26 protein-coding genes are annotated in these 26,439 nt (G+C 46.1%); 11 read left to right on the top strand and 15 right to left on the bottom strand.

Going from position 1 to position 26,439, the window contains the following annotated elements; translation table 11 throughout:
* Position 1 precedes the first annotated feature (1 nt).
* Positions 2–907: a substrate-binding domain-containing protein gene (locus ACHUFW_RS15460; protein ID WP_394204242.1), complete on the top strand. Its 906-nt coding sequence runs from the start codon at positions 2–4 to the stop codon at positions 905–907.
* Between the two features lie 33 nt (positions 908–940).
* Here ACHUFW_RS15460 and ACHUFW_RS15455 read toward each other — a convergent pair whose 3' ends face one another.
* Together ACHUFW_RS15455 and ACHUFW_RS15450 are read right to left on the bottom strand one after the other, a co-directional pair.
* Positions 941–1,438: a GNAT family N-acetyltransferase gene (locus ACHUFW_RS15455; RefSeq protein ID WP_394204241.1), complete on the bottom strand. Its 498-nt coding sequence runs from the start codon at positions 1,436–1,438 to the stop codon at positions 941–943.
* 268 nt (positions 1,439–1,706) lie between these two features.
* Positions 1,707–2,159, bottom strand: coding sequence for a GNAT family N-acetyltransferase (locus ACHUFW_RS15450; RefSeq protein ID WP_394204240.1), 453 nt, complete (start codon positions 2,157–2,159; stop codon positions 1,707–1,709).
* 117 nt (positions 2,160–2,276) lie between these two features.
* Here ACHUFW_RS15450 and folX point away from each other — a divergent pair, with 117 nt between their 5' ends.
* From folX to folM, 3 genes are all read left to right on the top strand, one after another.
* Complete coding sequence (gene folX / locus ACHUFW_RS15445) at positions 2,277–2,645, top strand: dihydroneopterin triphosphate 2'-epimerase (RefSeq protein ID WP_394204336.1); 369 nt, start codon at positions 2,277–2,279, stop codon at positions 2,643–2,645.
* 21 nt (positions 2,646–2,666) lie between these two features.
* Positions 2,667–3,302 carry a GTP cyclohydrolase I FolE gene (folE, locus tag ACHUFW_RS15440; protein ID WP_394204239.1) on the top strand — a complete coding sequence of 212 codons (636 nt, stop codon included), beginning with the start codon at positions 2,667–2,669 and terminating at the stop codon, positions 3,300–3,302.
* A 94-nt stretch (positions 3,303–3,396) separates the two neighbouring features.
* Positions 3,397–4,104 (top strand): dihydromonapterin reductase, encoded by a 708-nt coding sequence (gene folM / locus ACHUFW_RS15435; RefSeq protein WP_394204238.1) that lies wholly within the window; start codon positions 3,397–3,399, stop codon positions 4,102–4,104.
* Between the two features lie 2 nt (positions 4,105–4,106).
* Here the strand turns inward: folM and ACHUFW_RS15430 are convergent, their stop codons facing one another.
* From ACHUFW_RS15430 to ACHUFW_RS15420, 3 genes are all read right to left on the bottom strand, one after another.
* Entirely contained in the window at positions 4,107–4,499 is a 393-nt protein-coding gene (locus ACHUFW_RS15430; RefSeq protein ID WP_394204237.1) for a hypothetical protein, read from the bottom strand.
* A 54-nt stretch (positions 4,500–4,553) separates the two neighbouring features.
* Positions 4,554–5,705 (bottom strand): 23S rRNA (adenine(1618)-N(6))-methyltransferase RlmF, encoded by a 1,152-nt coding sequence (gene rlmF / locus ACHUFW_RS15425; RefSeq protein ID WP_394204236.1) that lies wholly within the window; start codon positions 5,703–5,705, stop codon positions 4,554–4,556.
* Positions 5,706–5,772: 67 nt separating this feature from the next.
* Positions 5,773–6,180, bottom strand: coding sequence for a flagellar basal body-associated protein FliL (locus ACHUFW_RS15420; protein WP_394204235.1), 408 nt, complete (start codon positions 6,178–6,180; stop codon positions 5,773–5,775).
* Between the two features lie 190 nt (positions 6,181–6,370).
* Between ACHUFW_RS15420 and ACHUFW_RS15415 the strand changes: the two genes are divergently transcribed.
* Positions 6,371–6,946, top strand: coding sequence for a chorismate--pyruvate lyase family protein (locus tag ACHUFW_RS15415; protein ID WP_394204234.1), 576 nt, complete (start codon positions 6,371–6,373; stop codon positions 6,944–6,946).
* Here ACHUFW_RS15415 and ACHUFW_RS15410 read toward each other — a convergent pair.
* On the bottom strand, positions 6,943–9,084 hold the full coding sequence (locus tag ACHUFW_RS15410; protein WP_394204233.1) for an MGH1-like glycoside hydrolase domain-containing protein: 2,142 nt from the start codon (positions 9,082–9,084) through the stop codon (positions 6,943–6,945). The genes ACHUFW_RS15415 and ACHUFW_RS15410 overlap by 4 nt on opposite strands.
* 106 nt (positions 9,085–9,190) lie before the next feature.
* Complete coding sequence (locus ACHUFW_RS15405; protein ID WP_394204232.1) at positions 9,191–9,784, bottom strand: YhgN family NAAT transporter; 594 nt, start codon at positions 9,782–9,784, stop codon at positions 9,191–9,193.
* A gap of 250 nt (positions 9,785–10,034) precedes the next feature.
* Between ACHUFW_RS15405 and ACHUFW_RS15400 the strand changes: the two genes are divergently transcribed.
* Positions 10,035–11,582: a metal transporter gene (locus tag ACHUFW_RS15400; RefSeq protein WP_394204231.1), complete on the top strand. Its 1,548-nt coding sequence runs from the start codon at positions 10,035–10,037 to the stop codon at positions 11,580–11,582.
* A 69-nt stretch (positions 11,583–11,651) separates the two neighbouring features.
* Positions 11,652–12,422, top strand: a complete 771-nt coding sequence (locus ACHUFW_RS15395; RefSeq protein ID WP_394204230.1) for an NRDE family protein — start codon at positions 11,652–11,654, stop codon at positions 12,420–12,422.
* 20 nt (positions 12,423–12,442) lie between these two features.
* Here ACHUFW_RS15395 and ACHUFW_RS15390 read toward each other — a convergent pair whose 3' ends face one another.
* Positions 12,443–12,865, bottom strand: coding sequence for a YybH family protein (locus ACHUFW_RS15390; RefSeq protein ID WP_394204229.1), 423 nt, complete (start codon positions 12,863–12,865; stop codon positions 12,443–12,445).
* A gap of 110 nt (positions 12,866–12,975) precedes the next feature.
* Between ACHUFW_RS15390 and ACHUFW_RS15385 the strand changes: the two genes are divergently transcribed.
* Both ACHUFW_RS15385 and ACHUFW_RS15380 read left to right on the top strand, forming a co-directional pair.
* Complete coding sequence (locus ACHUFW_RS15385) at positions 12,976–13,539, top strand: lysophospholipid acyltransferase family protein (protein ID WP_394204228.1); 564 nt, start codon at positions 12,976–12,978, stop codon at positions 13,537–13,539.
* Positions 13,540–13,638: 99 nt separating this feature from the next.
* A complete protein-coding gene (locus ACHUFW_RS15380; protein WP_394204227.1) occupies positions 13,639–14,265 on the top strand; it encodes a LysE family translocator in 627 nt (208 codons plus the stop codon).
* A gap of 24 nt (positions 14,266–14,289) precedes the next feature.
* On the opposite strand, the gene ACHUFW_RS15375 is transcribed toward ACHUFW_RS15380, so the two are convergent.
* A complete protein-coding gene (locus tag ACHUFW_RS15375; protein WP_394204335.1) occupies positions 14,290–15,543 on the bottom strand; it encodes a mechanosensitive ion channel family protein in 1,254 nt (417 codons plus the stop codon).
* Between the two features lie 213 nt (positions 15,544–15,756).
* Here ACHUFW_RS15375 and ACHUFW_RS15370 point away from each other — a divergent pair, with 213 nt between their 5' ends.
* Complete coding sequence (locus ACHUFW_RS15370) at positions 15,757–16,296, top strand: TonB-dependent receptor (RefSeq protein WP_394204226.1); 540 nt, start codon at positions 15,757–15,759, stop codon at positions 16,294–16,296.
* A 325-nt stretch (positions 16,297–16,621) separates the two neighbouring features.
* Here ACHUFW_RS15370 and hutH read toward each other — a convergent pair whose 3' ends face one another.
* The 3 genes from hutH to hutC all read right to left on the bottom strand — a co-directional run bounded on the left by hutH (position 16,622) and on the right by hutC (position 20,614).
* Positions 16,622–18,154 carry a histidine ammonia-lyase gene (gene hutH, locus ACHUFW_RS15365; protein ID WP_394204225.1) on the bottom strand — a complete coding sequence of 511 codons (1,533 nt, stop codon included), beginning with the start codon at positions 18,152–18,154 and terminating at the stop codon, positions 16,622–16,624.
* A gap of 2 nt (positions 18,155–18,156) precedes the next feature.
* A complete protein-coding gene (hutU, locus tag ACHUFW_RS15360; protein ID WP_394204224.1) occupies positions 18,157–19,833 on the bottom strand; it encodes a urocanate hydratase in 1,677 nt (558 codons plus the stop codon).
* A 76-nt stretch (positions 19,834–19,909) separates the two neighbouring features.
* Positions 19,910–20,614 carry a histidine utilization repressor gene (hutC, locus tag ACHUFW_RS15355; protein WP_394204223.1) on the bottom strand — a complete coding sequence of 235 codons (705 nt, stop codon included), beginning with the start codon at positions 20,612–20,614 and terminating at the stop codon, positions 19,910–19,912.
* 177 nt (positions 20,615–20,791) lie between these two features.
* On the opposite strand from hutC, the gene hutI reads away from it, so the two are divergent.
* Positions 20,792–22,018: an imidazolonepropionase gene (gene hutI, locus ACHUFW_RS15350; RefSeq protein WP_394204222.1), complete on the top strand. Its 1,227-nt coding sequence runs from the start codon at positions 20,792–20,794 to the stop codon at positions 22,016–22,018.
* A 60-nt stretch (positions 22,019–22,078) separates the two neighbouring features.
* Here hutI and ACHUFW_RS15345 read toward each other — a convergent pair whose 3' ends face one another.
* From ACHUFW_RS15345 to ACHUFW_RS15335, 3 genes are read right to left on the bottom strand one after another with little or no spacing between them, the layout of a single operon-like run.
* The gene (locus tag ACHUFW_RS15345; protein ID WP_394204221.1) at positions 22,079–24,457 is read right to left on the bottom strand and encodes an FtsX-like permease family protein; all 2,379 of its coding nucleotides are present in this window, start codon (positions 24,455–24,457) and stop codon (positions 22,079–22,081) included.
* On the bottom strand, positions 24,447–25,154 hold the full coding sequence (locus ACHUFW_RS15340) for an ABC transporter ATP-binding protein (RefSeq protein ID WP_394204220.1): 708 nt from the start codon (positions 25,152–25,154) through the stop codon (positions 24,447–24,449). Before ACHUFW_RS15340 ends, ACHUFW_RS15345 begins: the two co-directional genes overlap by 11 nt.
* Positions 25,147–26,421: an HlyD family secretion protein gene (locus ACHUFW_RS15335; RefSeq protein WP_394204219.1), complete on the bottom strand. Its 1,275-nt coding sequence runs from the start codon at positions 26,419–26,421 to the stop codon at positions 25,147–25,149. The genes ACHUFW_RS15340 and ACHUFW_RS15335 overlap by 8 nt, the downstream gene beginning before the upstream one ends.
* Positions 26,422–26,439: the final 18 nt, after the last annotated feature.

Raw genomic sequence — 26,439 nt, 5'->3', positions numbered from 1 at the left:
CATGACTGAACCTAGTGAACTTATCTATATGAGCGCTAAGCAAGTCGCTGAATATTTGGATCTCAATGAGAAGAAAGTCTACGCCATGGCGAACGACCGCATTCTTCCTGCGACAAAAGTAACTGGTAAGTGGTTATTTCCTAAGATTTTAATCGACAGATGGGTAATGGATTCTTGCCACAGCGGCATGTTATCTGACCGCATGCATATTACCGGCAGTGACGATCCATTATTGTCCATGCTAGTTGCACGCCTCATGTGTCGCATCGGCAAAAGTGACTTAGTTAGCTACAGTGCAACCGGCTCTCGAATGGGTTTAGACCTGTTATCAAGAGGCTATGCTGACGTTTGTACCTTACATTGGGGCACCGTAGAGGAAAGTAATGTTAGACACCCTGCTTTACTCAAAGGCTACCCGAATCACCAGCAATGGGTGATGGTCCATGGCTACACTCGAAAGCAAGGCTTGATGATGCGACCAGACATGCATCAACGCTGCCAAGAAGAAGATAAGATAGTCAGTATGCCTTGGCGCTGGGTTGGCCGCCAAGAAGGCGCTGGCAGTCAGCAGCATCTAGAGCATTGGTTAATGAAGCAAGGCGCTGCAGTGAGTCATTTGAGCTTTTCAGTCACCGCCCATAGTGAACGCGAACTTGCTGGCTTTATTGCTAGAAACGAAGCTGACATCGGCTTTGGTTGCCAGTCGGTGGCGATGGAAAGTGGCTTAAGTTTTGTACCACTCATCACCGAATCTTTTGATTTTGTCATGCCTCAAGGCATCTATTTTAGACGCCAGTTACAAGCCCTGTTCGACTTGTTGGCCAGTACCCAAACCAAACAGTTAGCGGCCACCTTGGGAGGCTACGATCTGACTGATTGCGGTAAGCTAATTTGGACACCTTCTTAAGAGCCGGCACAAAGACAGTTTAGCATTACCAATTTACAAAGTGAGTTGGTAGTGCAAACTGTCGCCTTGGTCCTTGGTAATATTAACAAAGCCCAATTTTTGCAATAAGTGCATTGAACTTCGATTGTCAGCACTCACACCTGCCATTAAACACGTTAAGTTTTCAACTGTTCGCATTTGTATTATCAACTCACTTAATAACTCAGAGGCCAACCCCTGTCTCCAGTTTTGTTGACGTATCAAATAGCCGATATGCGCTAGTTGGCAATCAAAATGAATGAACACTAGCCCCAACAACTGATGACTTTGCCGACACCTAACCAGTAGTAATTCACTGTCATCTGTGATTTTTACTAACCAATCTTTGGCTGCGTCAATATCATTTATGCCTTGGAAATAGGCCGGCAATGGTGCCACAACAGCAGGGGTTAATAGGGTGATAACTTCCTCAAGCAAGGTATAATTTTGCAGGTGAGCGGCCGCCATATCTACGCCGCTAACGATTAAGCGTTCAGTAGTAAATTGAGTCATAACTGCCCTATTAACTTGTTGGTTGTTTGATGACAAAACCCCTTTCGATATCCCCCCGCATACCCACAGACTCGTACAAGCGATGGGCACCATGCAGTTGCGCGCCTGACAATAACATCACTTTATACCAATCGGCATAAGAAAGTGATCTACTCAGCGCTATTTTTGGCAAACGAGTTCGAGACGAATAACTTAAGTAATAGTGGTTCTATTGGGAAGTTATTCAACGAAGAAGTAGGCAGCCAAAAAAGCGCCCAAAGGGCGAGTTTTAGCACTTCTGATACTGTGTAAACGAACTTGAACGTAGAGTAACTATGCCCTTCATTCGTTGCCTTGTCTCAGAGGCGCTAAACTCTCGCTGAGCTATCACATCTTTATGCCGATTGGTATTATAACAATCCAGCTGCCACGCGAGCTCGATCCCATATTTCAGCACGGCTTGGCTTAATCCTCGGCGACGAAACGCATCTAACGTAATCACATGCTCTATCATAGCGAACGGCCTAGCACCATTGGCCAGGCTGAGATTTAAAGTCAGCGAGTAAGTTGAAGCTAACTGCCCCTCCACTTCAGCTACGATGATATGGGTATTACTATCTTCACAAAGCCGCCGCCAAGTCTGTGCTGCAACCTCAGCTGACAGCTCTGGGTCATGGGGACGCAAAACTTGGTAGAGCTTTTGGACCTGAGCTAAATCTTGTTGGTTAGCGAGTCTAATCATCCTGATCAATGGCTCCTAGTCAATCAACGCCGTTTGCAGGCCAGCGCATAAACAGCACTGATCCCTTTAGCCTTCTCTAACGTATCAATTTGAAAATGAGAAGGAACTACTATGAGCATCAGCAATGCAAAAATCAATATCACCAACCTACGGCTGCGCACGTTCATCGGCTTTAATCCCGAGGAACGTGAAAAACAGCAGGACGTTGTTATCAACATAGAGATACATTACCCCGCCTCACTGTCAGCGCAAACCGATGACGTCAATAACGCGCTAAACTACAAGACCGTCACTAAGAAAGTGATTCAACATGTTGAAGAAGGGCGATTTTTACTCCTGGAAAAACTGGTGTCTGACATTCTTGAGATTGGTTGTGAACATCCATGGGTACGTTATTGCCAAGTCAAAGTCGATAAACCCCATGCGTTGAGGTTTGCCGATTCCGTGTCGCTCACCCTTGAAAGCCATTTAGAAGAGCGCCAATAACCCTATTTTCCGGAGAGCATTATGTCGCCAGCAGCCGAACAAGTGAAACAGGCTCTAATCGCCCAAGGATTAGAAACTCCACTACTTCCTTCTGACATGAATAGTCAGCAAAAATATGAAAAGATTAAGCATTTAATGACCGATGTGGTCGAGACACTAGGCCTTGATTTAACCGATGATAGCTTGTGTGAAACACCACATCGAATTGCCAAAATGTACGTCAACGAGATATTTTCTGGCCTCGACTACGATAACTTTCCCAGCATCGCTCAAATCGACAATAAGATGGGCTTAGATGAGATGGTTAAAGTATCCGATATCAGCCTTACCAGCACCTGCGAGCATCATTTCATCACCATCGATGGCCTTGCCAAAGTGGCGTATATTCCTCACAAATCGATATTGGGATTATCGAAAATCAATCGCATAGTGCGATTCTTTGCGCAGCGTCCACAGGTGCAAGAGCGATTGACACAGCAGATTTTGGTGGCGTTACAAACCTTATTGGACACCCAAGATGTCGCTGTCACGATCACTGCCACTCATTACTGTGTTAAATCACGCGGCATCATGGATAGTCAGTCCGCCACGCAAACGACTGCGCTAGGTGGCTGCTTTAAAGCAAACCCAGATACCCGCGCCGAGTTTCTTGCATAGCTCTTTGCTCGCTTAGCCACTTTAATTGCAGCAAACCAGACGCTAACATGACAAAACATCAGCACATTTATTTCAAAAATTGAGTGACACGATAATGACAAAAACCATCTTGATCACCGGCGTAGGTAAACGCATTGGTCTTTACCTCGCCAATGCCTTTATACGCCAAGGCTATCAGGTGATCGGTACCTATCGACGCCATTATCCCAGCATCGACACCCTAGCGGAATCAGGCGCAGATCTTTATTGCTGCGATTTCACTGATAACCAACAAGTTCAGCGGCTTATCGAAAAAATCACCGCCGCCTACCAGCAACTTGATGGCATCATCCATAACGCCTCATTATGGTTACCAGACAATGCACCGCAACCAGCAGCCGACATCTTAACGACAATGATGCAGGTACATGTCAATGCACCGTATCAAATCAATCTGGCCTTGGCTCCCTTGCTGCAGGCGGGCGAGCATCAAAGCAATATTATCCATATCACTGACTATGTGGCACAAAAAGGCAGCAATAAACACATCGCCTATGCTGCAAGTAAAGCTGCTTTAGAAAATATGACCCTATCATTCGCTAATTTGCTTGCTCCCAAAGTCAAAGTGAACAGTATTGCACCGGCGCTCATCTGCTTTAATGACGATGATGGCGAAGATTACAAACAAAAGGCCATCAATAAATCCTTAATGCAACGCGTCGCTGGTGAGCATGAAATGTGGGATGCGGTTATGTACTTAATGGGCAGTCATTATGTGACAGGGCGTTCGCTGCCCCTCGATGGTGGCAGGCACCTTAAATAATGCTAGGGCAATGGCTTAGCCAGAACGCTAAGCCACATCTGCTCATCGTCCGCAAAATGAGACTGACATTGCCGCTGCGGCGAGAGCATAAGTCGTTGCTGCAAGGATTGATCACTAGAGAAGGACTGATCACTAGATAACGCACCACGCAACTCAATATCCAGTTGCAGCAGTCCAGTTTCTACAATTTGGCTAACCAAAATCATCTCAAACCCATCGGCATCCAAGGTATAAGTTTCACCGACTTCTATAACAACATTATCGTGCAACAGACAGTGTTGTTGCTGATAAAGGTCTATGGCTAAGGCTATGTTAACGCTTTGGTTTTGCTGCCACTGTTTTATCTTCTGACGCCTCACGGCTGCGAGATAATCACCCGCTAAAGGACTACTCATATAATCGACCTCCCTATTCATGTCCCATAGCCGTCTATGGCGAGCAAAGCTCATCTACCTATCATCTATCAAGGCGCGTAATTTAGACCAAGTCACTCTTTGTGACTTGTCTAAATAGCTCCATGCCAATATGCGCGTTTGTTTATTTCCCTGCGCCATGTTGATAGTTTTTACCGCCACAGCCCCCATACTCTCTAGTGCTTGGTAACAAGGCTTAAGGTTCTCTTTTTTAGACACCAAACTAGTAAACCACAAGCATTGCGCGGCATAGGGCTTACTTTGGCTAATCATATCGAGTAAAAATCGACGCTCACCGCCCTCACACCATAGTTCAGCTTTTTGGCCACCAAAATTTAGCTTAGAAGTAGCTTGGCTGCTTTGATGACCTTTTGCCGCGCGGTTAGCAGCGAGGTTGGTTAATTTGCGCTGAGTACCCTTAGTGGCTTCAGCCAACGAAGCGTGAAATGGCGGATTACATAAGGTGACATCAAATCGCTCTTTCGGCGCAATAATGCCATCGAATATTTTCCCTCGATTGTCTTGTAACCGCACCGATAACTGCTGAGTCAGTTTAGGATTAGCCTTAGCTATCTGCTGCACATTTTTCACCGACACTGGGTCAATATCACTGGCGACAAACTGCCAACCATAACAACTGTTCCCCAGTAGTGGGTAGATACCATTGGCTCCCGTGCCGATATCTAACAGCTTAATTTGATGACCATACAATCGCTTAGGAATAGATGGGACATTTTGTCCATCAAGGGGGCGCTCTGTTAATAGATCAGCCAAGTAATGCAGATAATCCACTCTGCCAGGAATGGGCGGGCACAAGAATCCAGCAGGAATATCCCAGTTGTCAATTTGGTAATGGTGCTTCAATAACGCCGCATTTAAATGTTTAACGGCTTCAGCGTCTGCAAAATCGATAGATAGTTTGCCGTAGGGATTTGGCCTAACAAAAGCTTTAAGTGGTTGAAAGGCGGCAACGAGTGCTGAAAAATCATAGTCTTGATTATGAATATTTCGCGGATGTAAGCCCGTTTTATAGGCTGGCACAATTTGATAATCACCGCGAGGGACGACATGTGATGCAGATGTTGCTGCAGCGTGTTTTTTAGATGCTACGGCTTTAGCAGTGTGGACTGCACGCTTTTTTTCCGAGGGATGGGTGCGCACAAAACTGTGCCGAGAGGCTTTACTCATAAAATTCGCTTAACTCAAAGCAGGCCGCCCCATTGACTGGTGCGTAAGGCGATTAGGCCAACATGTCCTAATCGTACAAATATTTAGTAAATAACAGGTTAACCACCATTGCTTTGCCAGTTTCCGCTTCCAGCAAATTATTGATGGTGTCATAACATTCACGGCGGATATCCTCCTTGCCGGTTAATGACTTCACCTTGTCTTCAGTTTGCGACCCTAGAATCTCAACAATCGCCGCGCGCAGTAATGGATCATGACGCTCCAGCGCAATCAAATCTTCCGGTGCCTTAACCATTAATTCTACGCCGATACGGACAAAACCAAGCTTTTTACGATTAGAAATGTAATTGGTTACGATGTCAGGCTCAAAACCATAATAGGCATAGGTGTCGAGCCTCTCTTCTTCCTCTGCATGGGAAAACGCAGAAAAAACGCCCAACACAAGGATGAGCCATAATGACACTAACTTTTTCATATCTAACAATAACTCCTAATATAACCAGGCTTACTTGGTTCGCTAGCTCAATTATGACAGAGGTCAGCGAAGATTTCCTGTCCAAGTGAATTTCTTGGCGAAATATCTTAACGGGTACTGCACAGCGCTTTCTGGTTTGCCGTAACGCATGGTAAACTTAGGCGGTTATTTGTATTGTACTGAGAATGAAATGAGTGTGACGAAATTAAGCTTCCCCTATGGTGAAGCTGTACAGTGGTATTCACCCGAAGCCATCACTCCCTTACCTGCATCAACGTTTCGAGACTGGTTACTCAGTACTGGTAGCTTAACCCAAAAGCTACGCGCCCAATGCCAGCATTTTGAAGTGAAAATTCTCGGTGAAGGCAATATCAACCCTTTGGCGGGCGAATTAAGCCAGCCACAACAAACTTGGGTTCGTGAAGTGTTACTTTGTCTTGATGGTGTCCCATGGGTGTTTGCACGAACCCTGATCCCCACTCAACTCATTTCGCAAAGCCAATCAGACTTTGTTGGGCTCGGTACCCGGCCTTTAGGTGAGTTATTGTTTACGAGCGATCAATTCACCCCGGGGCTCATTGAAGCTTGTCACTTTACTCCCTGTGACAAGTTGGCCGCATTAGTAAAACAGCTTGATCAAGACCAAGCACAACCGCTATGGGGACGACGCCGTTATTTCAAGCACCATGACAAACAGCTGATTGTCAGTGAGATTTTTTTACCAGCAGCAAAAGCAGCGATTGAAGCACTACCTCAGCCAGCCTAATCTTGCTGCTGATGCAACCAATCGCTATACAGCAATAAAAGAACCGAAGCTGACCAGCTAAAATTAGTACAATGTAGCCCTTCACCTGTGATTGGATGATAGTTTTCTCGAATCGGTTGTTGGGTTTGCATACCTTCACCAGCTTCAACTAATTGTCTTGCTAATTGCTTTGCTTCGGCAATGTAACCATAGCGGGCCAAACCATGCAGGGCAAAGTAACTTTGATCTAACCAAACCGGACCGCGCCAGTACTGACTTGGGGCAAATGCCGGACTATCAGCACTGACAGTTGGAAACGGAACTTTGGTGGCAAAGGCTGCATCATTAAGATAACGAGAGACCATTTGCTGTGCTTGTTGCTTGCTCGCAGCCCCAGCCCATAACGCTACCCAGCCTTCAACACCGCGGCCAGCATCTACCATGCGCCAACTACGCTGCTCATCAAAACGTAAGTCGTAGAAAAAGCCACTTTCATTATCAAACATCTGTGTCTGGATTTGCGCTTGTAACACGTCAGCTTGTTGTTGCCACTGCTTGCTGTCCTGCTGCTTTCCTAACACTTGCGCAATGTCAGCAAGCCAGCGCTTTTCTGCATAAAGGTAAGCATTCAGGTCAACCGATTCCTGTGAAATGGAATATCCCAATAACTGCGGTTCACTAGAACCAGCTACCAAACCGATATTCTCGAGGATCTGCAATTCGGGGCTATCATCGAAGCGGGGAGCATTGTCCATTCCCGACTCCCAAGCTGCCGCCTCAATCACCGCTTTACGATCCACTTTACCCTGTTGAATATGCAATGGATGCACATTGGCACCGTATTCCACCAAACCATTCCCGTTATGGTCGCGGTTGCGATACCACCATTGATGATAGGCCACCAGTTTGGGGTAAAACTCAACCAATAACTGTTTGTCTTGAGTTTGTTGGTAAATTTGCCAAATGGCCCATGTTGCTAGAGGCGGTTTACCATTACGTTCATTCCAATTGCCACCATCACCTTGGCGTTGACTATCTTGGTTATAAAATATGGCATCAGGCAGGTTGCCGGCATCCTGTGGGCGTACCGGGTCGTTAGCAGTAAACTGATAATCAAACATCGCGCTGACATTGGCCGTGGCGAGTTGTGGGTCAAACTGTGCGAGCGCTACCGCTTGTTTCCAACTATCCCATGCCCACACACCATTAAACCATTTATAAGTGATTGACGGCGTAACGGCATCATGACGAATGGCACCTGCGGGACTTCGCCAATTATGCATCAAGGTTTGCATACTTTTGGCGGCCATGCGGCTATCTATAAGCGAGCCACCACGATTTAGCTTAGCAAGTCGCTGCTGCCAGCGCTGATTGTTGCGCTGAAGCTGCTGAGTCACTTCAGACCACTTAATCTGACCCGCCTGTTTGCGCTCAGATTGAGTATGGAAATACCGCTGTGCACTGCGCAATGACACTTGAGAATTAGGTTCAAGATACAGAACAGCACTGCTAGCCTCGTAGCCCTCAGCAGTGACTTCTATGTTGGTTGCATGCTCAAACAGTATTTCGTATTCAGCGTCAGCTAACATAAGCTGCCAAGTCTCTCGAGTAGGATTTAACTGCCAACGGATCCCAGCATCGAGTTTTGACGTGGTGTTAATCAGCTGATAGCTGTCAATATTGGGGTGAGAGGAAAAAGGCTGACCATACCAGCGAAGTTGCCAACGTTGCGGCTCGTCGCTGTGGTTATGCAAACTTGTGGTAATAATGGCCGTACGGTTATCACTAAATTGCAATTGGGTTTTTAAGCTTAATGTCGGCCAGTGAAACTCCTGCACTAGCCTATCTGATAGGCTATATATTTGACGTTTTGGCGCACTAGCAAGTGACCAAGATTGTCCACCATCGGCATCAATTAGTGCGAGCCTCTGTATCGCATCACTAAAATGCACACTGTATTCTTGGGCAATGATCAACGGCCCAGTAAATGCGCCAAAGTCTGTTGCTGTCGCTGGTAAATGAAATCCGTGCCACGCCCCCTGATCGGTATACACCGCAGGGATTAATAGATTCCCTTTGTTATCTCTCTGCTCCATCGATTGCGGTGTACCACGGTAGTCAAGGAGATCGCTATCGGGCATAGTTGACGCTGCCATCATACAAGCAGCACAAAGAATAAGAGTAGATAACATAGTTAGCTGTAATTATTGAATACAATATTCAATAATTACAAACTATCAAGCATTATGCAAATAGGCGCTATTGTTAACCGGTATGGGCAATGTAGTTAGCAACCCCATCAAGGAACATCTGCACCGATAGCATCACCAGCACCATCCCCATCAAACGCTCTACCGCGGTCAGGCCTTTCTCGCCAAGCACTTTAGTAAACAGCTTATAGAACAACAAAATAACCGCACTTGCCCCCCAAGCCGCCAATAATGCAATCGTCCAATCTCCCATTCGACTGCTATCGGTATGGGCTAACAAAATCAAGGCAGCCAAGACAGATGGACCTGCCATCAAAGGAATCGCCATAGGAACAATGAAGGGTTCTTCACCGGCTGCCAAACCAACTACGCCACCGGGCTGAGGAAATATCATCCGAATGGCAATCAAAAAAAGAATGATACCGCCGGCAATACTGACCGACTCGGAGCGTAAATTAAGGAAGTTTAAAATAGCTTCACCGGCAAACAAAAACAGCAACATAATGACCAGTGCAATAACGAGCTCACGTACCAACACGCGGCGACGCTTTTTCGGTTCAATATGACGTAATATTGAAGCAAAAATAGGCAGGTTCCCAAGGGGATCCATAATTAAAAACAACATTACTGCTGCGGAGAGAGTATCCATGGCGAAAGCTTTTTGTCACAAATAAAGTCTATATTGTATAACCTTTTCGGCATAACAATCATCAGATTGGCTCACTTTTGCAATAATTTATCCTGCATTTGTTGCCGCAAGCGTTACAGCACTCGTGATCTATGCAACTAAACCGCACTTTTAGAATGTAAATCATTCGCACAACGCGATTTCCGCATCAACTAAATACAATTGATATGTTATAATCTGTCGTTTCCCAAGGCTCCTTCACTGAATTACCATGTTATATCTCGTTGCCAGCTGTATAGCACTATTGCTAGGCCCGCTCTTTTACCGCTTCTTCACCACGGGAGCTGGGCTACATAAAGGCTTAGATGGCTTTATCTTTGTCTCACTTGGCGGCTTAGTACTGGTTCATATCCTGCCGGAACTACTCGAACATGGCGGCTTTTTAGCACTGGTATTTGTGATGATTGGCATATGGGGACCAACTCTTAGCGAGCGGTTATTCCATCGCTATTCAGAAGTCACTCATAACCTCACCCTTATACTCGGTATCGGCGGTCTGCTTCTGCACACGATCACCGATGGCGGTGCGATGGTACTCGCCCAACAAGAAGGTGTATCGACCCTATTGGCATTGGGCGTCATTTTGCATCGCTTACCCGTGGGCTTAGCCATTTGGTGGTTATTGAAACCCCAGGTCGGCACTCGTTGGGCATCTGTGGTGCTAGTGGCGATGATGGTACTCACTGCTGCTGGCTACTTTGCAGGTGAGCAACTACTTACTCACTTGAGTTTGGATAACACGGTTTACCTACAGGCGTTTGTAACAGGCTCAATCTTACATGTGGTATTACATCAGCCCCACGGCCAACAGAACCACGATAATCAAGGCAAGTATGAGTACCAAGCTGGGATCGGCAGCTTACTTGGCATCGCACTGTTAGCTTTACTGTTGCTGGTCGATTCTGGCGGTCATGACCACCATCAACATGGCCACAGCACCGAACAGTTGATGAGCTGGATCACCACCATTGCGCCAGTATTGCTGCTTAGCTATCTGTTTGCCGCCTTACGCTACCAATTTGGCTTATCGCCCCAAAGCGAGCACCTATCTTTGCAATGGTTGCAACGATTACTCGGCCCTGAAGCCTTGATTGTCACTTGGCTATTGTTAGGTTCTGAATTTGCCATCATGCAAGTGCTAATTCTCGTTGTGATTGCTGCTGTACTCACGTTGAGTAAAGTCGAACCAACCGATCCCCACATAAAGCTGCCAGAATCAGGCTGGCGTTTTGGCTTCGCACACTTGGTTGACCGCAGTGCACCTTGGGTTATTTTGAGCCTATTGCTCGCCAACCTTATTGGTCATCCGTCGGTGCCGCTATCTAACTCTTGGGTACAAGTTGCAGTATTGCTCGCACTGTTCTTACCTATGCGCTTTTGCAATTTAGGCGGTGCCGTACTGGCATTAGCCCTCGCCTATAGCGGCTGGAGTAATGCGGCTGTGATGTTAGCGCTCATCGCGGCACCTGTATTTAATCTAGCTCAGATAAAACTAATGTCAGCGGTGCAAATCGGCTTACTGTGCGGTGCTATTATTGGTGGTATTTTTGTCACTGAGCTTGTTCAATTAGCTTGGCACAATGTAATGGTGATCCCTGACAACATCAGCTTTGCGGCAGTCATTGTGTTGGCATTGTTGTTCGCAGCAAGCCTGTTGCGACTTGGCCCAAGAAAGTTCATGGCGCGAGTGATGTTGTGGAAACCCAAAGCTCACGCGCACCACCATAACGACTCAGACGGCCACGCTCACCATCACTAAAGCTGCTAGACCCAATGCCGTTAGTCGAGTAGATTGAATGCTATCGACCACGGCATTGAGTGTTAATCCATGTGTATCCTGTTTGTCGCTTATCAAGTTCACCCAGATTATCCACTGATTGTTTGTGCCAACCGAGATGAGTTTCATCACCGGCCGACACAAGGCCTGCATCAATGGCAGCAGCCCCAAGGGATTATCGCAGGTAAAGATCTTGAAGCTGGCGGCACATGGTTAGGTATCAATCAGCGCAGCCAATTTGCAGCCCTGACGAACATTCGCATGCCACAATTGCAGCAACAAGATATGCGAAGCCGCGGTGATCTGGTATTACAGGCCCTGGATGATACACACCCACTAGACAGTCAGTGGCTGCAAGCAAATAGTCAGCAATACAATCCATTTAATTTAGTGTTTGAACAAAACCAACAATTGCAGTGCTACAACAGTGTCAACCAAACCACTACCGCACTAAGCAGTGGCTTTCATGCCGTTAGTAATGGCGAACTTGATGATGTTTGGCCAAAAATGGCCAAAGGCACCCAAGCACTGCAGCGCTATGTTAATCAACTACTCGAAGATAAAACCGCGCCCAACATGCTACAGCTTAGTGCATTAATGAAGGATGAAACGTTGGCAGAAGATAGCGAGTTACCACAAACCGGTGTCGCACTTGAGTGGGAACGATTGCTGTCTGCAATCTACATCAAGCACCCAGAATACGGTACTCGCGCCACCAGTATTGTACTGCGCCATCGAAGCGGCCAAATGCAGATCATGGAATTACGCTTCGACGGTAAAGGCCGACAACTAGGCAGTGAAACCTTTACAGTCACGCCTTAAACGGTGGTCAGATAAAGCGGTTAATCTGAGCTATGATCGTGTGTGATCACCCAACGATCATCGATGCGCTCCACAAGCAAGGTAAACACCCCATTAGGGTTATCTTTGGCGCGTTTTAGCTCCCAACGACCTACCACTAACGCAGCATAATTGCTGAGCATTTTGGTCTCTTCAATGGTGAACTTTAACTTGCCAAGTGTGGCAACGTCTGGGTAATTTTTTTTGTAGGCTGCAAGGGTTTTCTCCCAGCCATAGCTGAACTTATTTCCGGAAACAAAGCGCAACTTCTCATTGTTCCAGTAACCACGCATATAGTTATCAAGATCGCCACGATTCCACGCCGCCTCCTGCTGAGCAAGAATCTCAGCAATATCGTCGCTTGGCACCGCTTGTACCGACGCGGCTAAACAGATTAAAAGTAAGCCAAATGCTTTTTTAATCATCAGCTTCTCCACAATGCGAATTTAAGTGTACTATACATGACATCACCGCATAACGCCCCATCAAAACAACTAAAATGATAATAGGGCGTCAAGAATAAGAGTGGCACAACATGATTCAAGCACTATGCAAAATGCTACTGGCCATCATCGGCTGGCAGGTTGATGGCAACATGCCGAAGCAAGATAAATACATTGTTATTGTTGGCCCTCATACCAGCAACTGGGATTTTATTATCGGCGTGATTGCACGCGGGGCCATTGGTGAAAAAATTAACTTTTTAGGTAAACATCAGTTGTTTATTCCGCCTTGGGGCTGGCTGTTTCGAGCCATAGGTGGCACGCCTGTAGACCGACGTAAAAGCAACAATTTGGTCGATGCTGTCGCCAAGTTATTCGCCAGCAAACCTCAATTTAAACTGGCTTTAGCCCCTGAAGGAACTCGCAGCCCAGTCAAGCGCTGGAAAACAGGCTTCTACCATATTGCCACCCAAGCTGACGTCCCCATAGTCACGGTAGGTTTAGACTTCGGCCGTAAAGCCGTGGTTATCGCCCCGTCAATGACAGCCAGTGGCAACATAGAGCAAGATATGCAACATATTCTTGATTTCTATCGCTGCATTAAAGGCCGTCACCCCAAAGACATCCCCGATTACACGCCACCTAAACCAAAATAGTTGCGCTATCAGCAATACCTTTGGTGACCGTGTGAGTAGATTGCGCATCTGGGCAACAATCGCTATAGTGCTGCCATCACTAATTTTGTATACAATTTTATGAGCTTTGATACTTGGCTGTTGTATTTAGTCGCAATTTTGCTGATCGCCATCTCTCCCGGTACGATGGCGGTGCTGTCCATGAGTCATGGTATTCACTTTGGTAAGGCCCGTAGCTTAGCTACCGCGATAGGTAGCGTGTCATCGGCACTGTTGTTAATGTTTGCTTCCGCGGCAGGATTAGGCGCGATATTAAGTGCATCAGAATATGGCTTCACCATCTTAAAGTATTGCGGCGCAGCCTATCTTATTTATCTCGGCATCAAACTGCTGCTCACAAAAGCCAGTGGCCAAGGGTTAGATTTACAACATATCAAAGGCAAAGGCACGCCGAAGCAAATGTTCAAAGAAGCATTTCTGGTTGGCATCAGCAACCCCAAAGATCTGTTGTTTTTCGGTGCCTTGTTCCCACAGTTTATTGATATTAGTGCACCACAAGGTCCGCAATTGGCCATTTTGGCCATCACCTGGGCGGTGGTCGATTTTAGCTTTGTTATGCTCTATGCCAGCATGGCAAATGTACTGGCCCCCAGTTTAAAAACCAGTAATAAGCTACATTGGTTTGACCGAACTAGCGGCGGAGTCTTTATCGCACTCGCCGCTATTTTGGTCGCTAAAGATGGCTAGTCCTAACCAAGCTCTGGTATGGGATTACTGCTTTAAGCTACGTAAATCTGCACCACTTGGCGCTTGGAAAGCTTTGAGGTTGAATTCCGGCAAAATCGCAAAAATATGGTCAAAAATATCGGCCTGAATATCTTCGTATACTGCCCAGCGCGTGTCATTGGTAAAGATATAAATCTCGATTGGCACCCCTTCTTTGCTAGATGCCAATTGACGGACTAATAAGGTCATATCTTGATGGATTTGCGGGTGCTGTTTTAAATAAGCCAACATATAGGCGCGGAAAGTACCAATATTGGTGAGTTTGCGACGGTTAACTGGCGAGTCAGGGTCTACCACCGTGGCATTATGCTGACTTAGCTCACTTTGTTTATCTGACAAATACGTTTTTAGATGATTGATTTTACTGAGTCTAAGTTCATCTTCTTCCGAGAGAAAACCAATGGTATCAATGTCAATCAATACCGAACGCTTAATACGTCGACCGCCTGATTCCGACATACCGCGCCAATTCTTAAATGCATCAGAAACCAACACGTAAGCCGGGATCATGGTGATGGTCTTGTCCCAGTTTTGTACCTTAACCGTGGTTAACGAGACCTCTTCGACAGCACCATCAGCACCATACTTATCCATCTGAATCCAATCACCGGGACTCACCATGCGGTTGGCGGCTAACTGAATACCCGCCACAAAGCCCAAAATGGTATCGCGAAACACCAACATGACTAAACCGGTTGCAACACCTAAACCACTTAAGAAAATCAATGGTGATTGGTTGGCTAGCACCGATATAGAGATGATGATTGCCACGAAAAACAGGAATAGCTTAAACAGTTGCACAAAGCTTTTGATAGGTAGGCGGCGACTAACAAGGTTAACATCAGCAATTTCATTTGCAGCATCAAAAGCACTAAAAATTGCCCGCACCAGCAGCACCACAATGGCAACACTTAATAGTCGACTGGCTAAACTACTCAACAGGTGGTATTCCGCTAAGGCCATAGGTACCAGCAGACTCAGCACTAACGCCGGCACGACATAGGCTAGCTTTTCTAATACCCGGTGGCTCATGAAAATATCATCCCATGACACCCTAGAGCGTTGAATGACCACATTCATCGCCCGCACCACACCTCGACGCACAAATAAGTAAGCTAATAGCGCCAATATCAAACTGGCCAGCAACATAATCGAGGTTGACGTGCCATCACTGGGTACGCTGTTTATTCCCCATTGCGATAGCCAGTCGGTTAACTGCAGCCGTAACTCTTGATCAATTGTTTGCTTTTCCATGTTACTTATCCAACGCCTCTGCCAGTACAAACATTGTGTAAAAAATGACATCTACTCAAACCAGTCTACACTTGGTCAACCAAATTGCCACATTTATTACACAAGCCTTTATTTTGAAATGAATTTTAGCACTTATAATTGACTGAAAGAATGAGATTTACCACAATCATGCCACTCGTTCAATTGGGGGGAAGAGTCATGATTCGTACCGCTGTGGCCATTAGTGCAATTGCCATTTCATTCGCAGCAAATGCTAATACTTATACTGATGATGAAGGTGTCACCAAACGTAAACCGGTCATGAGTGTCAGTGCCGACTATATACCTGCGACGAATAATATGTATGGTATCACCTTTGCGCCCTACCACTATGACTCTGACTACACAGACTGGGGGTACTACATTGGCTATGCCCGCAGTAAAGATGAAGATGTCACAGTAGAAGAACCTGGCGAAGCTTACAGTCGTGAGACCCTTTGGCGTTTTGGATTAAGTTACTCATTAACGCACAATATGAGTATTTATGGCGGTGCCACGGCCTATATCCAAGAGCTTCACTCCACCACCAATATCACCCCGATGTGTGTTGGCTGTGAGCCTGTATGGGAAAAAGAAGACGACAAGACTTGGGGCGGTGAAGTCGGTCTTCGCTATATCATGGACATGGGACTCATGATTGGTGCTGGGTATAACTCAGCAACCGAATCTGCGGTGATCAGTGTCGGCTTTGCCATGTAATTATGCTTAAAACAAAAAAGGGCCAATAGGCCCTTTTTTAGGGCGTGTTGATCTTTCACGGTTAAATTTTGTTCGAGATACAAGCGTTTTAATCGCGACGAGCAGTTTGCCGCCTAGCATGCTAAGCAAAATACTGCTCAACAAAGAGTAAAACGCTTGTAGCCGAACCCTCTGGGCAGTGTTTGTGGCTTCTTTCTACGTCGTTATCGGCTTATCAGGTAGGGGGCTACATTTCAAAGCCTCTGCCTTGTATAAAGCACCCACAAACTGCTGCAAAAATCATCTTGAAAAATCAACACGCCCTAGTATTGCACTCGCAAACAAATTACAAGCTAGGCAATAGCGCTTCAGGCAAGTAACGGTTATAACTTGCGCTCAATAGCAGCTCTGTCGCGTGCTCAATGTCAGGACCAAAGAATCGGTCTTTATCATAATAGCTAACCCGTTCGCGTAACTCAGCCTTGGCTTGAGCAACAGCTTTTGCAGGTTGCAGTGGAGCGCGGAAATCGAGCCCTTGCGCCGCAGCCAATAACTCCACAGCCAACACACCACGGGTATTTTCAGACATATCACGCAAACGACGTGCAGCGAAAGTTGCCATCGACACATGATCTTCTTGGTTTGCCGAAGTCGGCAAGCTATCAACCGATGCAGGGTGAGCGTAGGTTTTGTTTTCAGAAGCCAGAGCTGCCGCCGTCACCTGAGCAATCATAAAGCCTGAATTCACCCCACCGTTTTCAACCAAAAATGGCGGTAGCTTAGAAAGGTTTGAATCGATTAACAGAGCGATACGACGCTCTGCAATTGAACCCAACTCGGCAATCGCAATAGCAAGGTTATCTGCAGCCATTGCCACGGGTTCAGCATGGAAGTTACCACCAGAGATAATGTCGCCGGTATCTTGGAATACTAATGGATTATCAGTCACACCATTGGCTTCAGTTTCTAGTACTTCAGCGGCGTGACGAATCTGCGTTAAACACGCGCCCAATACTTGCGGCTGGCAGCGCAGTGAATACGGATCTTGCACCTTTTCACAATTGACATGATCTAAGCTGATTTCAGACTCTTCACCCAGCAGGTGACGGAAAATCGCTGCCGAGTCAATCTGGCCACGCTGACCACGTGCTGCATGAATACGAGGATCAAACGGGCTACGACTGCCCATTGCCGCTTCGACACTCATGGCGCCAATGACCGAGCTTGCGGCAAACAGATCTTCTGCATTAAACAAACCTTCAAGTGCCAATGCGGTCGATGCTTGTGTTCCATTTAATAGTGCTAAACCTTCTTTAGCAGCTAGCTCAATTGGCTTAAGGCCTGCAATCTCTAACCCTTCGGCAGCAGAAATGATTTCGCCTTTGTGGCTCATTTCACCTTCACCCAACAGAGGTAAGCACATGTGAGATAGCGGAGCCAAATCGCCCGACGCGCCCACTGAACCTTTCTCTGGTACACAAGGGTAAACTTCTGCATTGACCAGCGCGATTAGGAAATTAATAACTTCTAGTCGAATGCCTGAAAAGCCACGACTTAACGAGTTAATTTTTAGCACCATCATCAAACGTACAGTTGCATCTTGCATGTACATGCCAGTACCCGCAGCATGTGATAGCACGATAGAGCGTTGTAGCAACTGTAGATCATCTGCTGCAATTTTGGTGTTGGCTAATAAACCAAAACCAGTATTGATGCCGTAAACAGTACGACCTTCATCCAGCACTTGTTGCACTAGGCCCGCACTGGTGTTGATGTCAGCAATGGCGCTGTCGGCCAACTCAAGGCTGACTTTACCACGGCTAATATCACGAATTTGTTTTAGGGTTAAGCTACCAGGTGTTAATACTAAATGGCTCATGATTACTTCTCCTCATTTAGCATTGGCAAGTCTAAGCCCTGCTCTTTTGCACAATTTTTGGCAATATCATAGCCAGCATCCGCATGACGCATCACGCCTGTAGCCGGATCATTCCACAACACACGGCCTAAGCGGGCCGCGGCGTCATCGGTACCATCAGCAACAATGACAACACCAGAGTGTTGACTAAAGCCCATGCCGACACCACCACCGTGGTGCAGTGATACCCATGTCGCACCACTTGCAGTATTGAGTAACGCGTTCATTAATGGCCAATCTGAAACTGCGTCAGAGCCATCTAACATAGATTCGGTTTCACGGTTGGGGCTCGCCACAGAGCCTGAATCTAAATGGTCACGACCAATGACAACAGGAGCAGAAAGCTCACCATTTTTCACCATTTCATTGAAGGCTAATGCCAAACGGGCGCGATCTTTAAGTCCAACCCAACATATACGTGCTGGTAAACCTTGGAATGCGATACGCTCACGGGCCATATCTAACCAGTTATGCAGGTGAGGGTTATCAGGAATCAACTCTTTGACTTTCGCGTCAGTTTTGTAAATGTCTTCTGGATCGCCAGACAGTGCTGCCCAGCGGAAAGGCCCAACACCTTCGCAGAATAGAGGTCTCACGTAAGCAGGAACAAAACCTGGGAAATCAAAGGCGTTTTCAACACCCTCTTCAAATGCCATTTGGCGAATATTATTACCGTAATCGGTGGTTGCCGCACCAGCCGCTTGTAATGCAAGCATGGCTTTCACTTGTACCGCCATCGATTGTTTCGCAGCTTTAACTACCGCAGCTTCATCAGTTTTACGCATGGCCGCGGCTTGCTCTAATGTCCAGCCCTGTGGCAGATAACCATTGAGTGGATCATGGGCCGAAGTTTGGTCAGTAACCACATCTGGGGTAATGCCTCGCGCAACTAGCTCAGGGAACACATCAGCCGCATTGGCAAGTAGACCCACTGACACAGGCTTGCCTGTTTTGTTTGCCTCATCAATGATCGCAAGCGCTTCATCCAAGGTCTTGGCTTTCTTATCCACATAACGAGTACGCAAACGGAAATCGATACGGGTTTCATCAACTTCACAAGTCAGAACAGAATAACCCGCCATGGTACCGGCTAACGGTTGCGCACCGCCCATGCCACCTAAACCACCGGTTAAAATCCACTTGCCACTGGCATCACCATTGAAGTGCTGTTTAGCCATGGCGACAAAAGTCTCGTAGGTTCCTTGAACAATGCCTTGTGAGCCAATGTAGATCCAAGAGCCCGCAGTCATTTGGCCATACATAGCCAAACCTTTCTTATCGAGTTCGTTAAAGTGTTCCCAGTTAGCCCAATGCGGCACTAAGTTGGAGTTGGCAATGATGACTCGTGGTGCATTGCTATGAGTTTTGAATACCCCAACCGGCTTACCAGATTGCACCAACAGCGTTTCGTCATCTTCAAGGCGTTGCAATACTTCAACTATCTTGTCATAACACTGCCAATCTCTTGCCGCACGGCCAATACCGCCGTAAACCACGAGATCTTCAGGACGCTCAGCCACATCAGGGTGCAAGTTATTCATTAGCATCCGCAGCGGTGCTTCCGTTAGCCAACTTTTACAACTTAGCTTGCTACCCGTTGGCGCAATAATGCGACGGCTAGGATCATGTCTGTTATCCATCGAGACTACCTCATTCAATTTGTTTTTATGTCATTATTGTTTGTTGCTGTCTTGCTTGTTGCTTTCAATCGATCAACTAACTAAACGTCAGATGACCGCCTAATCTAAATCGACTACCGGGATGCACGAGTCGCGCAAAACTCACCACACCTTGGCGAGACCAAGTGCGGCGCGTTATCTGTAAACAGGGCTCAGAAGCCGGAATATTTAATAACTCAAGCTGCTCAGCATCGGCGAGCTTAGCTTCAATGGTATGCTTAGCTTCAGTCAGCGGCGCCACCATCGATAGGTATTCATGGGGAGTTTGGCGAGTAAAGTCTTGCTCAAGATACTCAGGCACCAATTGCGGATTAACAAAACGCTCTTCTAACTGCAAAGGCATGTCCTGTTCGCAATGAACCAACAGTGAATGGTACACCTGGGTGCCCTCTTCTAAACCCAATGCAATCGCAATTGGCCCTGTTGCCGACGCAACGGTTAGCTTAAGCTGCTGAACACTGTAACCATGACCTCGGTCTTTGATCTCATCAGCAATATTGCGAATTGCCATCATCGAAGACTGGCTTTTTAAACCCGCGACAAATGTGCCTAAGCCCTGCGCACGTTCGAGCACGCCTGATTCTGTTAACTCGGTCAGACCACGTCTGGCGGTCATACGGCTACAATTAAACTGTTCAGCTAGCTGATTTTCTGACGGCACGCGGCTATCTTCGGCCCATTCTCCAGACTCTATCTGAGCTAAAATATACTGCTTAATTGCTTCAAACTTTGGCGTTGCCATTCGCTACCTTAGAGTGCTTCCCCTGTGAACCAATAAAGCTTGGTACCACACAAAACCACATGATTATGATCATTTACTGGTCATCAATCCTAGCTTGTATATACAAGTAAATACAAGTAGAGTGGCAAAATAATTTTGTTAAACTCAGCAATATAATTAAAACCAAGAGAGTGCATTATGTCGTGGGATCAAGTTTGGATAGATATCAACGTTGCCAGTATGTCATCTGCAATATCAACACCTTATGGTGCTATTACCGATGCTGCTTTGGCCATTAAAGACGGCAAAATTGCTTGGCTAGGTCCCCGCTCTGAACTGCCCGAATTTGATGTTCTCGCCACTCCTGTCTACAAAGGTAAAGGAGGCTGGATCACCCCAGGACTCATCGATGCTCACACCCATTTAGTGTTTGCTGGTAACCGTGCAAATGAATTTGAATTACGTCTGCAAGGCGCCAGCTATGAAGAGATTGCTCGTAGTGGCGGCGGCATTATCTCTACCGTTAAAGCTTGTCGTGAAGCCAGTGAGGCAGAACTGTTTGAGCTCGGACGCCAACGACTCAATGCCCTCGCTAAAGAAGGCGTAACCACAGTTGAAATCAAATCAGGTTATGGCTTAGATGTCGAAACCGAGTTAAAAATTCTTCGCGTTGCCCGCGAGCTGGGTAAACACCATCATATCGATGTGCAAACAACCTTTCTAGGTGCTCACGCTATACCGCCCGAGTATCAACATGACAGCGATGCCTATGTGGATTTAGTGATCAACGAAATGCTGCCTAAGGTGATTGCCGAAGACCTCGCTGATGCGGTCGATGTATTTTGCGAGAATATCGCCTTTTCCCTGGCGCAAACCGAGCGCGTACTGCAAGCAGCAAAAGATGCCGGTCTCGCTATCAAGTTGCACGCAGAACAATTGTCCAATTTGGGCGGTTCTGCCATGGCAGCGAAACTTGGTGCCAAATCGGTAGATCATATTGAATACCTGGATGAGGCTGGCGTGAAGGCCCTGAGCGAAAGCGGCACCTGTGCAACATTATTACCCGGCGCTTTTTATTTTTTGCGTGAAACGCAGCATCCACCAATCGATTTACTCCGTCAGTATCAAGTCCCTATGGTCGTTGCCAGCGACTATAACCCGGGATCTTCACCACTATGCTCGAGTTTATTGATGCTCAATATGGCCTGCACTCTGCTGCGCTTAACGCCTGAGGAGGCCTTAGCCGGTATGACCCGCAATGCAGCAAAAGCACTCGGTATTGAGCAAAAAGTTGGCGTATTAGCTGTCGGCATGAATGCAGACTTCTGCTTATGGAATATCAGTACCCCAGCACAGCTGGCCTACACCTACGGCGTAGATGCGTGTATTAACGTGGTCAAAAATGGCCAATTAGTGCACCAGTAAGTTATTTCAGCGTCAAACGATGGAGTTGTATATCGTTTGACGCAACACGGGCCTGTTCAGTTATCCTCTAAGCAAGGTGCTGATGTTTTGCTTAAATACTCCTCTCGCAGCCCATATCGTAATAAAAACGATGAACATTAATATAGTGGCAATACAGATCGCCCAAATCAAAGGCTGAAAGATAACAAGATTAATCCGTGACAAATTCAAATATTCTAGCATTACCAAAACACTAAAAGTCAGTAACATACCAATAAGGGCCAGCATTAAATTACCCAGCACCATTCGAACCATCAGTGCTTCTCTCCTACCACCGACAGCCAACATTATTGCCCACTTCGTTTGCTCGAATTTAACTGCATAACTGAATTTGTTGTATAGCGTAAAAACTACTAAAAACGTGATTAATAGCGCCATCGCACTCGAAGTCAAAAACAGTAGCTTCCCTGAAATATCGGTATCTTTAATCTGCTCAACGAGTTTATTTCCTTGGCCATAACTCAGTTTTGGAGAGAGTGTTTGACCCCATTCATTAATACGGGAACTGACTACTGCACTATTGCCAGATTTACTATAAAAGACAGGGGCAATACGATTTGCAAGTATAGGGTTTTGGTCTTTTAGACTTAAGTACATAACCGGCTTAGCATCGTTAGCGATGCCAAAATGAGGGGAGTCAGTCACAATCCCTGCCACCCTAACCTGTTTTTCATAAAAAAAACCTGAAACTTTTAGTGCAGCTCCCTTGGCTTCTCGCCAATCCGCTAACTGCAACTGAGTGGCTAACTGTATTGCCATAGTGCGATTAATAATCACCTCATTTTCAGCCAATTGACCACTAATTAAGGCTGGAATATCCAATAAATCGAAAAAATTGTGCGAAACATATAAACCGTTAATCGCTTTTTCTACACCATTGCCCAAGTGCGACTGATATTTTAATGATGGAGTGCCCAATTTGGTGAACGAAGCTGACGACAGCGCAATCGGAACGCCATCCACACTCCAGTTGCCATCAACCTGATCAGCGCTCAGCATAATGCTTATTCTACCGTCGACTTTTGGCGAGTATGTAACTACATCACTGGCAACAAACACCGATAGGTATTTGTGTAGCTCTTGATACATTAGACTCATCGAGATGAACATCACGCCGGTAATCACAGCAAATTGCAAAACTAAAATGCCCTGTTTAACCACTAATTGAGCTTTAGTCGTGTGGCCCTGCTTACCCCGTGAAAATAGCCCTTTCAGAGAACGACTAAGGGGCAAAAGCGCGCAACAAAGAAACAGCAATAAAGAGCAAATAACCGCCAGCGCCCACAAGCCAAAATTAAACTCGAGCCCGGCAACAAAATAATCTTGATAGATACCCATTTGGCTGGCGAAATACGTCAACATGCCGCCTATTAACGGGCTTAAAACGGCGACGATAACTAATGCTGGTACATTTTCGGCTAATAACTGAACCATGAGTCCGCGCCGACATCCCCCCAACGCAACCTTTAAATTAATTTCAGATTGGCGCGAAATGCTTTGCTGTGAATATGCTGAAACAATGCCGCTAAAAATGATAAAGCCAAAGCCAACGAGTAACAGTAGTAATATCCATGCTTGTTTATGGAGCGCCGCACGTCCATTAGGGTTAAGCTCAAAGCCATCGATCACCCAAGGTCGAAATTGATTATCAGCAAAAGCGCCTTCAGGCCAAGGCGTCTGTTGCCTCAATGCGACATAGGCAGCTTGAAACTGCTCTAAATCGAGTCGTTGCTGTAATAAGGCAAATCCGAAGCGATTGCTCACGGTATCTAGATAAAGGTTTGGGTTGTCCACAAACATCTCGGGGACGTCCTCGTGCAAGTATGAATCCGGTAGCCAGATATCCACATTAACACGACCTAATTTATCCATAGCTCGTGGGGCAACCCCAACAATACCTACTGCTTTGTTCTCGAAATAAACTCGGTTTTCTTCAAGCGCTTTGGAAGAACCTAAATGTTGCTGCCAAAATCGTTGTGACACGATAGCCACTTTAGCTTCAAAGTTTTGCTCAGAAAACGGAGTAGGTAACCCCAATACTGTTTTAGCATTGGCCGAATAAAAACCAACAGTTGTGCGAGGCACTTCTTTCAAATCTACAGAAACGGTTCTCGCTTGAACCACAACACTGGCAATGTCCTTAACACCTGCGAGCCGCTGCACAATATTAATGTCATAACCGGCTGTAGGTTGAATATTGCCGCTAAGGTCTTCCTTAGCAATAGTTATCATGGGTTGTTGATGCTCAACCCATTGAGGGCGATCACTGCTCAATAACCAAAATAAGTTAACTACAAAGCCAATCAAACTGCAGAAGAAGCACAAACTAATAATTAGCAGACACCAAAATCCACGCTGCGGCCGCCACTTTCGCCACCCATATACAACATCAAACAGCATGTTTAAACTCCTGCGCTGATGCAGGGGCTATCTCTCCATCATAGAGCCTGTATGCTTTTTGACAGAAATCTGCAACTTCAGGATCATGGGTAATAATGACGACAGTTTTCCCTTCTTTATGCAGGTCTCCCAGGAGTGCCATAATCTTATTAGAGTTTAGCGAGTCTAGATTTCCTGTCGGTTCATCACACAAAAGAATATCTGGTTGACAAATAAGTGCTCTAGCAATTGCCACCCGTTGTTGTTGCCCACCAGAGAGCTCCGCCGGATAAAAGGCTTGTTTATCTGCTAAACCGACTTTTTGTAATACTTGGTTAATCTTTGAAGTAAACTCGCTTTGCTTAATAGACGGGTTAAATCGTAATGGTACAGCCAAATTTTCAGCCACGGTCATATCAGCAATAAGATTAAAATTCTGAAATACCCAGCCAATGTGTTTATTGCGCAAAAGGCTCATCTGATAAGCGGAAAACGTACTCACGTTTTGGTCACAAAGTAAAAAGCGCCCTGAATCGGCAGTATCGAGTAAGCCCATTATCGAGAGCAATGTCGATTTACCACTACCCGATTGGCCTAAGATTGCTATCATTTCGCCACTTACAACCGACAAATCTATCTTTTTGAGTACATGATGACTACCGGCACCATTTGTAAATGATTTATTGAGCCCCGACAATTCAATAACACAATTACTCATATACATCCTCCATGGCAATCTGTGGCGAATTAATGTGTTGCTTGGGAACGTCAATAATAACGACATCTCCAACCTCAAGCCCCTCTATTATTTGCATTTTTTCATCAGCAATATCGCCTATCAGGACATCTCTAGGGTGAAAATAGCGCTTTGATTCATCTTGCACGAATAACGAATATAGGCGGTGAGAACGTACGATACCTACAGGCCTTTCTACAACCAGAGTACTTGCATGTGAAGCGATATCTACTCTCGCGGTAACATCAATATTAGGGCGTACCGCTGACGGTAACTCCCCTTCAAAACGAATATCTATTTCAACGCTACCATTGTTCACCGTAGGGTCTACACGGGAAACTTCACCCTGCACTACAATTCCTTTGAACTGAACCGAGGCTACTTGCCCAACATCAACATACTCTGCATCAGCCGCAGTAATGTTAATCCGAGCATAATAAGAAGCTAAATTCGCTATCATACCGATAGCTTTTCCTTCTTCGACTTGACGGCCTATTTCAAGATCATCGGTTAGCTCGGTCAACATACCCGCCATACTCGCCCTAACATCAAGTTGGGCCACTTCTGCAGCAAGTAACTCTTTCTGCTTTTGCGCCTTTTCTAAACGATATTGAGCGGCATCTTCTATCGCCTTACGAGTTTTTTTCAGCGTATCTAGACGACTTAGCGCCATATTCAACATGGCATCTTCTTGCTCCCAAGCCACTTGAGCTTTATGTAAATCGAGAGAAGAAATAACTTGATTATCTTTGAGTTGTTGATGAGCTTTGAGCTCAGCTTCGGCTAAAGCAAGTTTTACTTTAGCTAGACGAATTTCACCGCGCTGGTCTTCTATTTCCTGAACAGATTCAGCTTTGACTCGCTGTTGATGCGCATGCTCTTCAAGTAAAGCAAGCTCGCTGGTTTCTAGTAGCCTAAGTAGCTTGGGGTTATTAAGACTAAGAATCACCTCTCCCTTGGCCACCAAGTTGCCTGGCTTCTTAAATACCTCAACAATATGTCCACCACTTAACGCATTAATACCACGTTGAATCTTGGGTACGAACTTACCGTATCCAGAAATAGAGACACCTAAGTGACTAATTTTGACTTCTGCTATGGAAGAGGGATTATCTGCATGATCAGATGAAAAGGCTTCACGGCTTAAAAAGAAAATTACAACCAAAGCGCCAGCTAGGCACGCTATGACAAGTAAATACCAATTAGCTGCGCTGGCCCGACTCCTATCCTTAGGGATGTCAAACATCATCAAATTCCATTTCCACCA

Source organism: Shewanella waksmanii, from assembly GCF_043643685.1.
GTDB classification, from domain to species: domain Bacteria; phylum Pseudomonadota; class Gammaproteobacteria; order Enterobacterales; family Shewanellaceae; genus Shewanella; species Shewanella waksmanii_A.
Note: the sequence above shows the minus strand (reverse complement) of the source record. Positions and strands in the feature narration are given on the sequence as shown.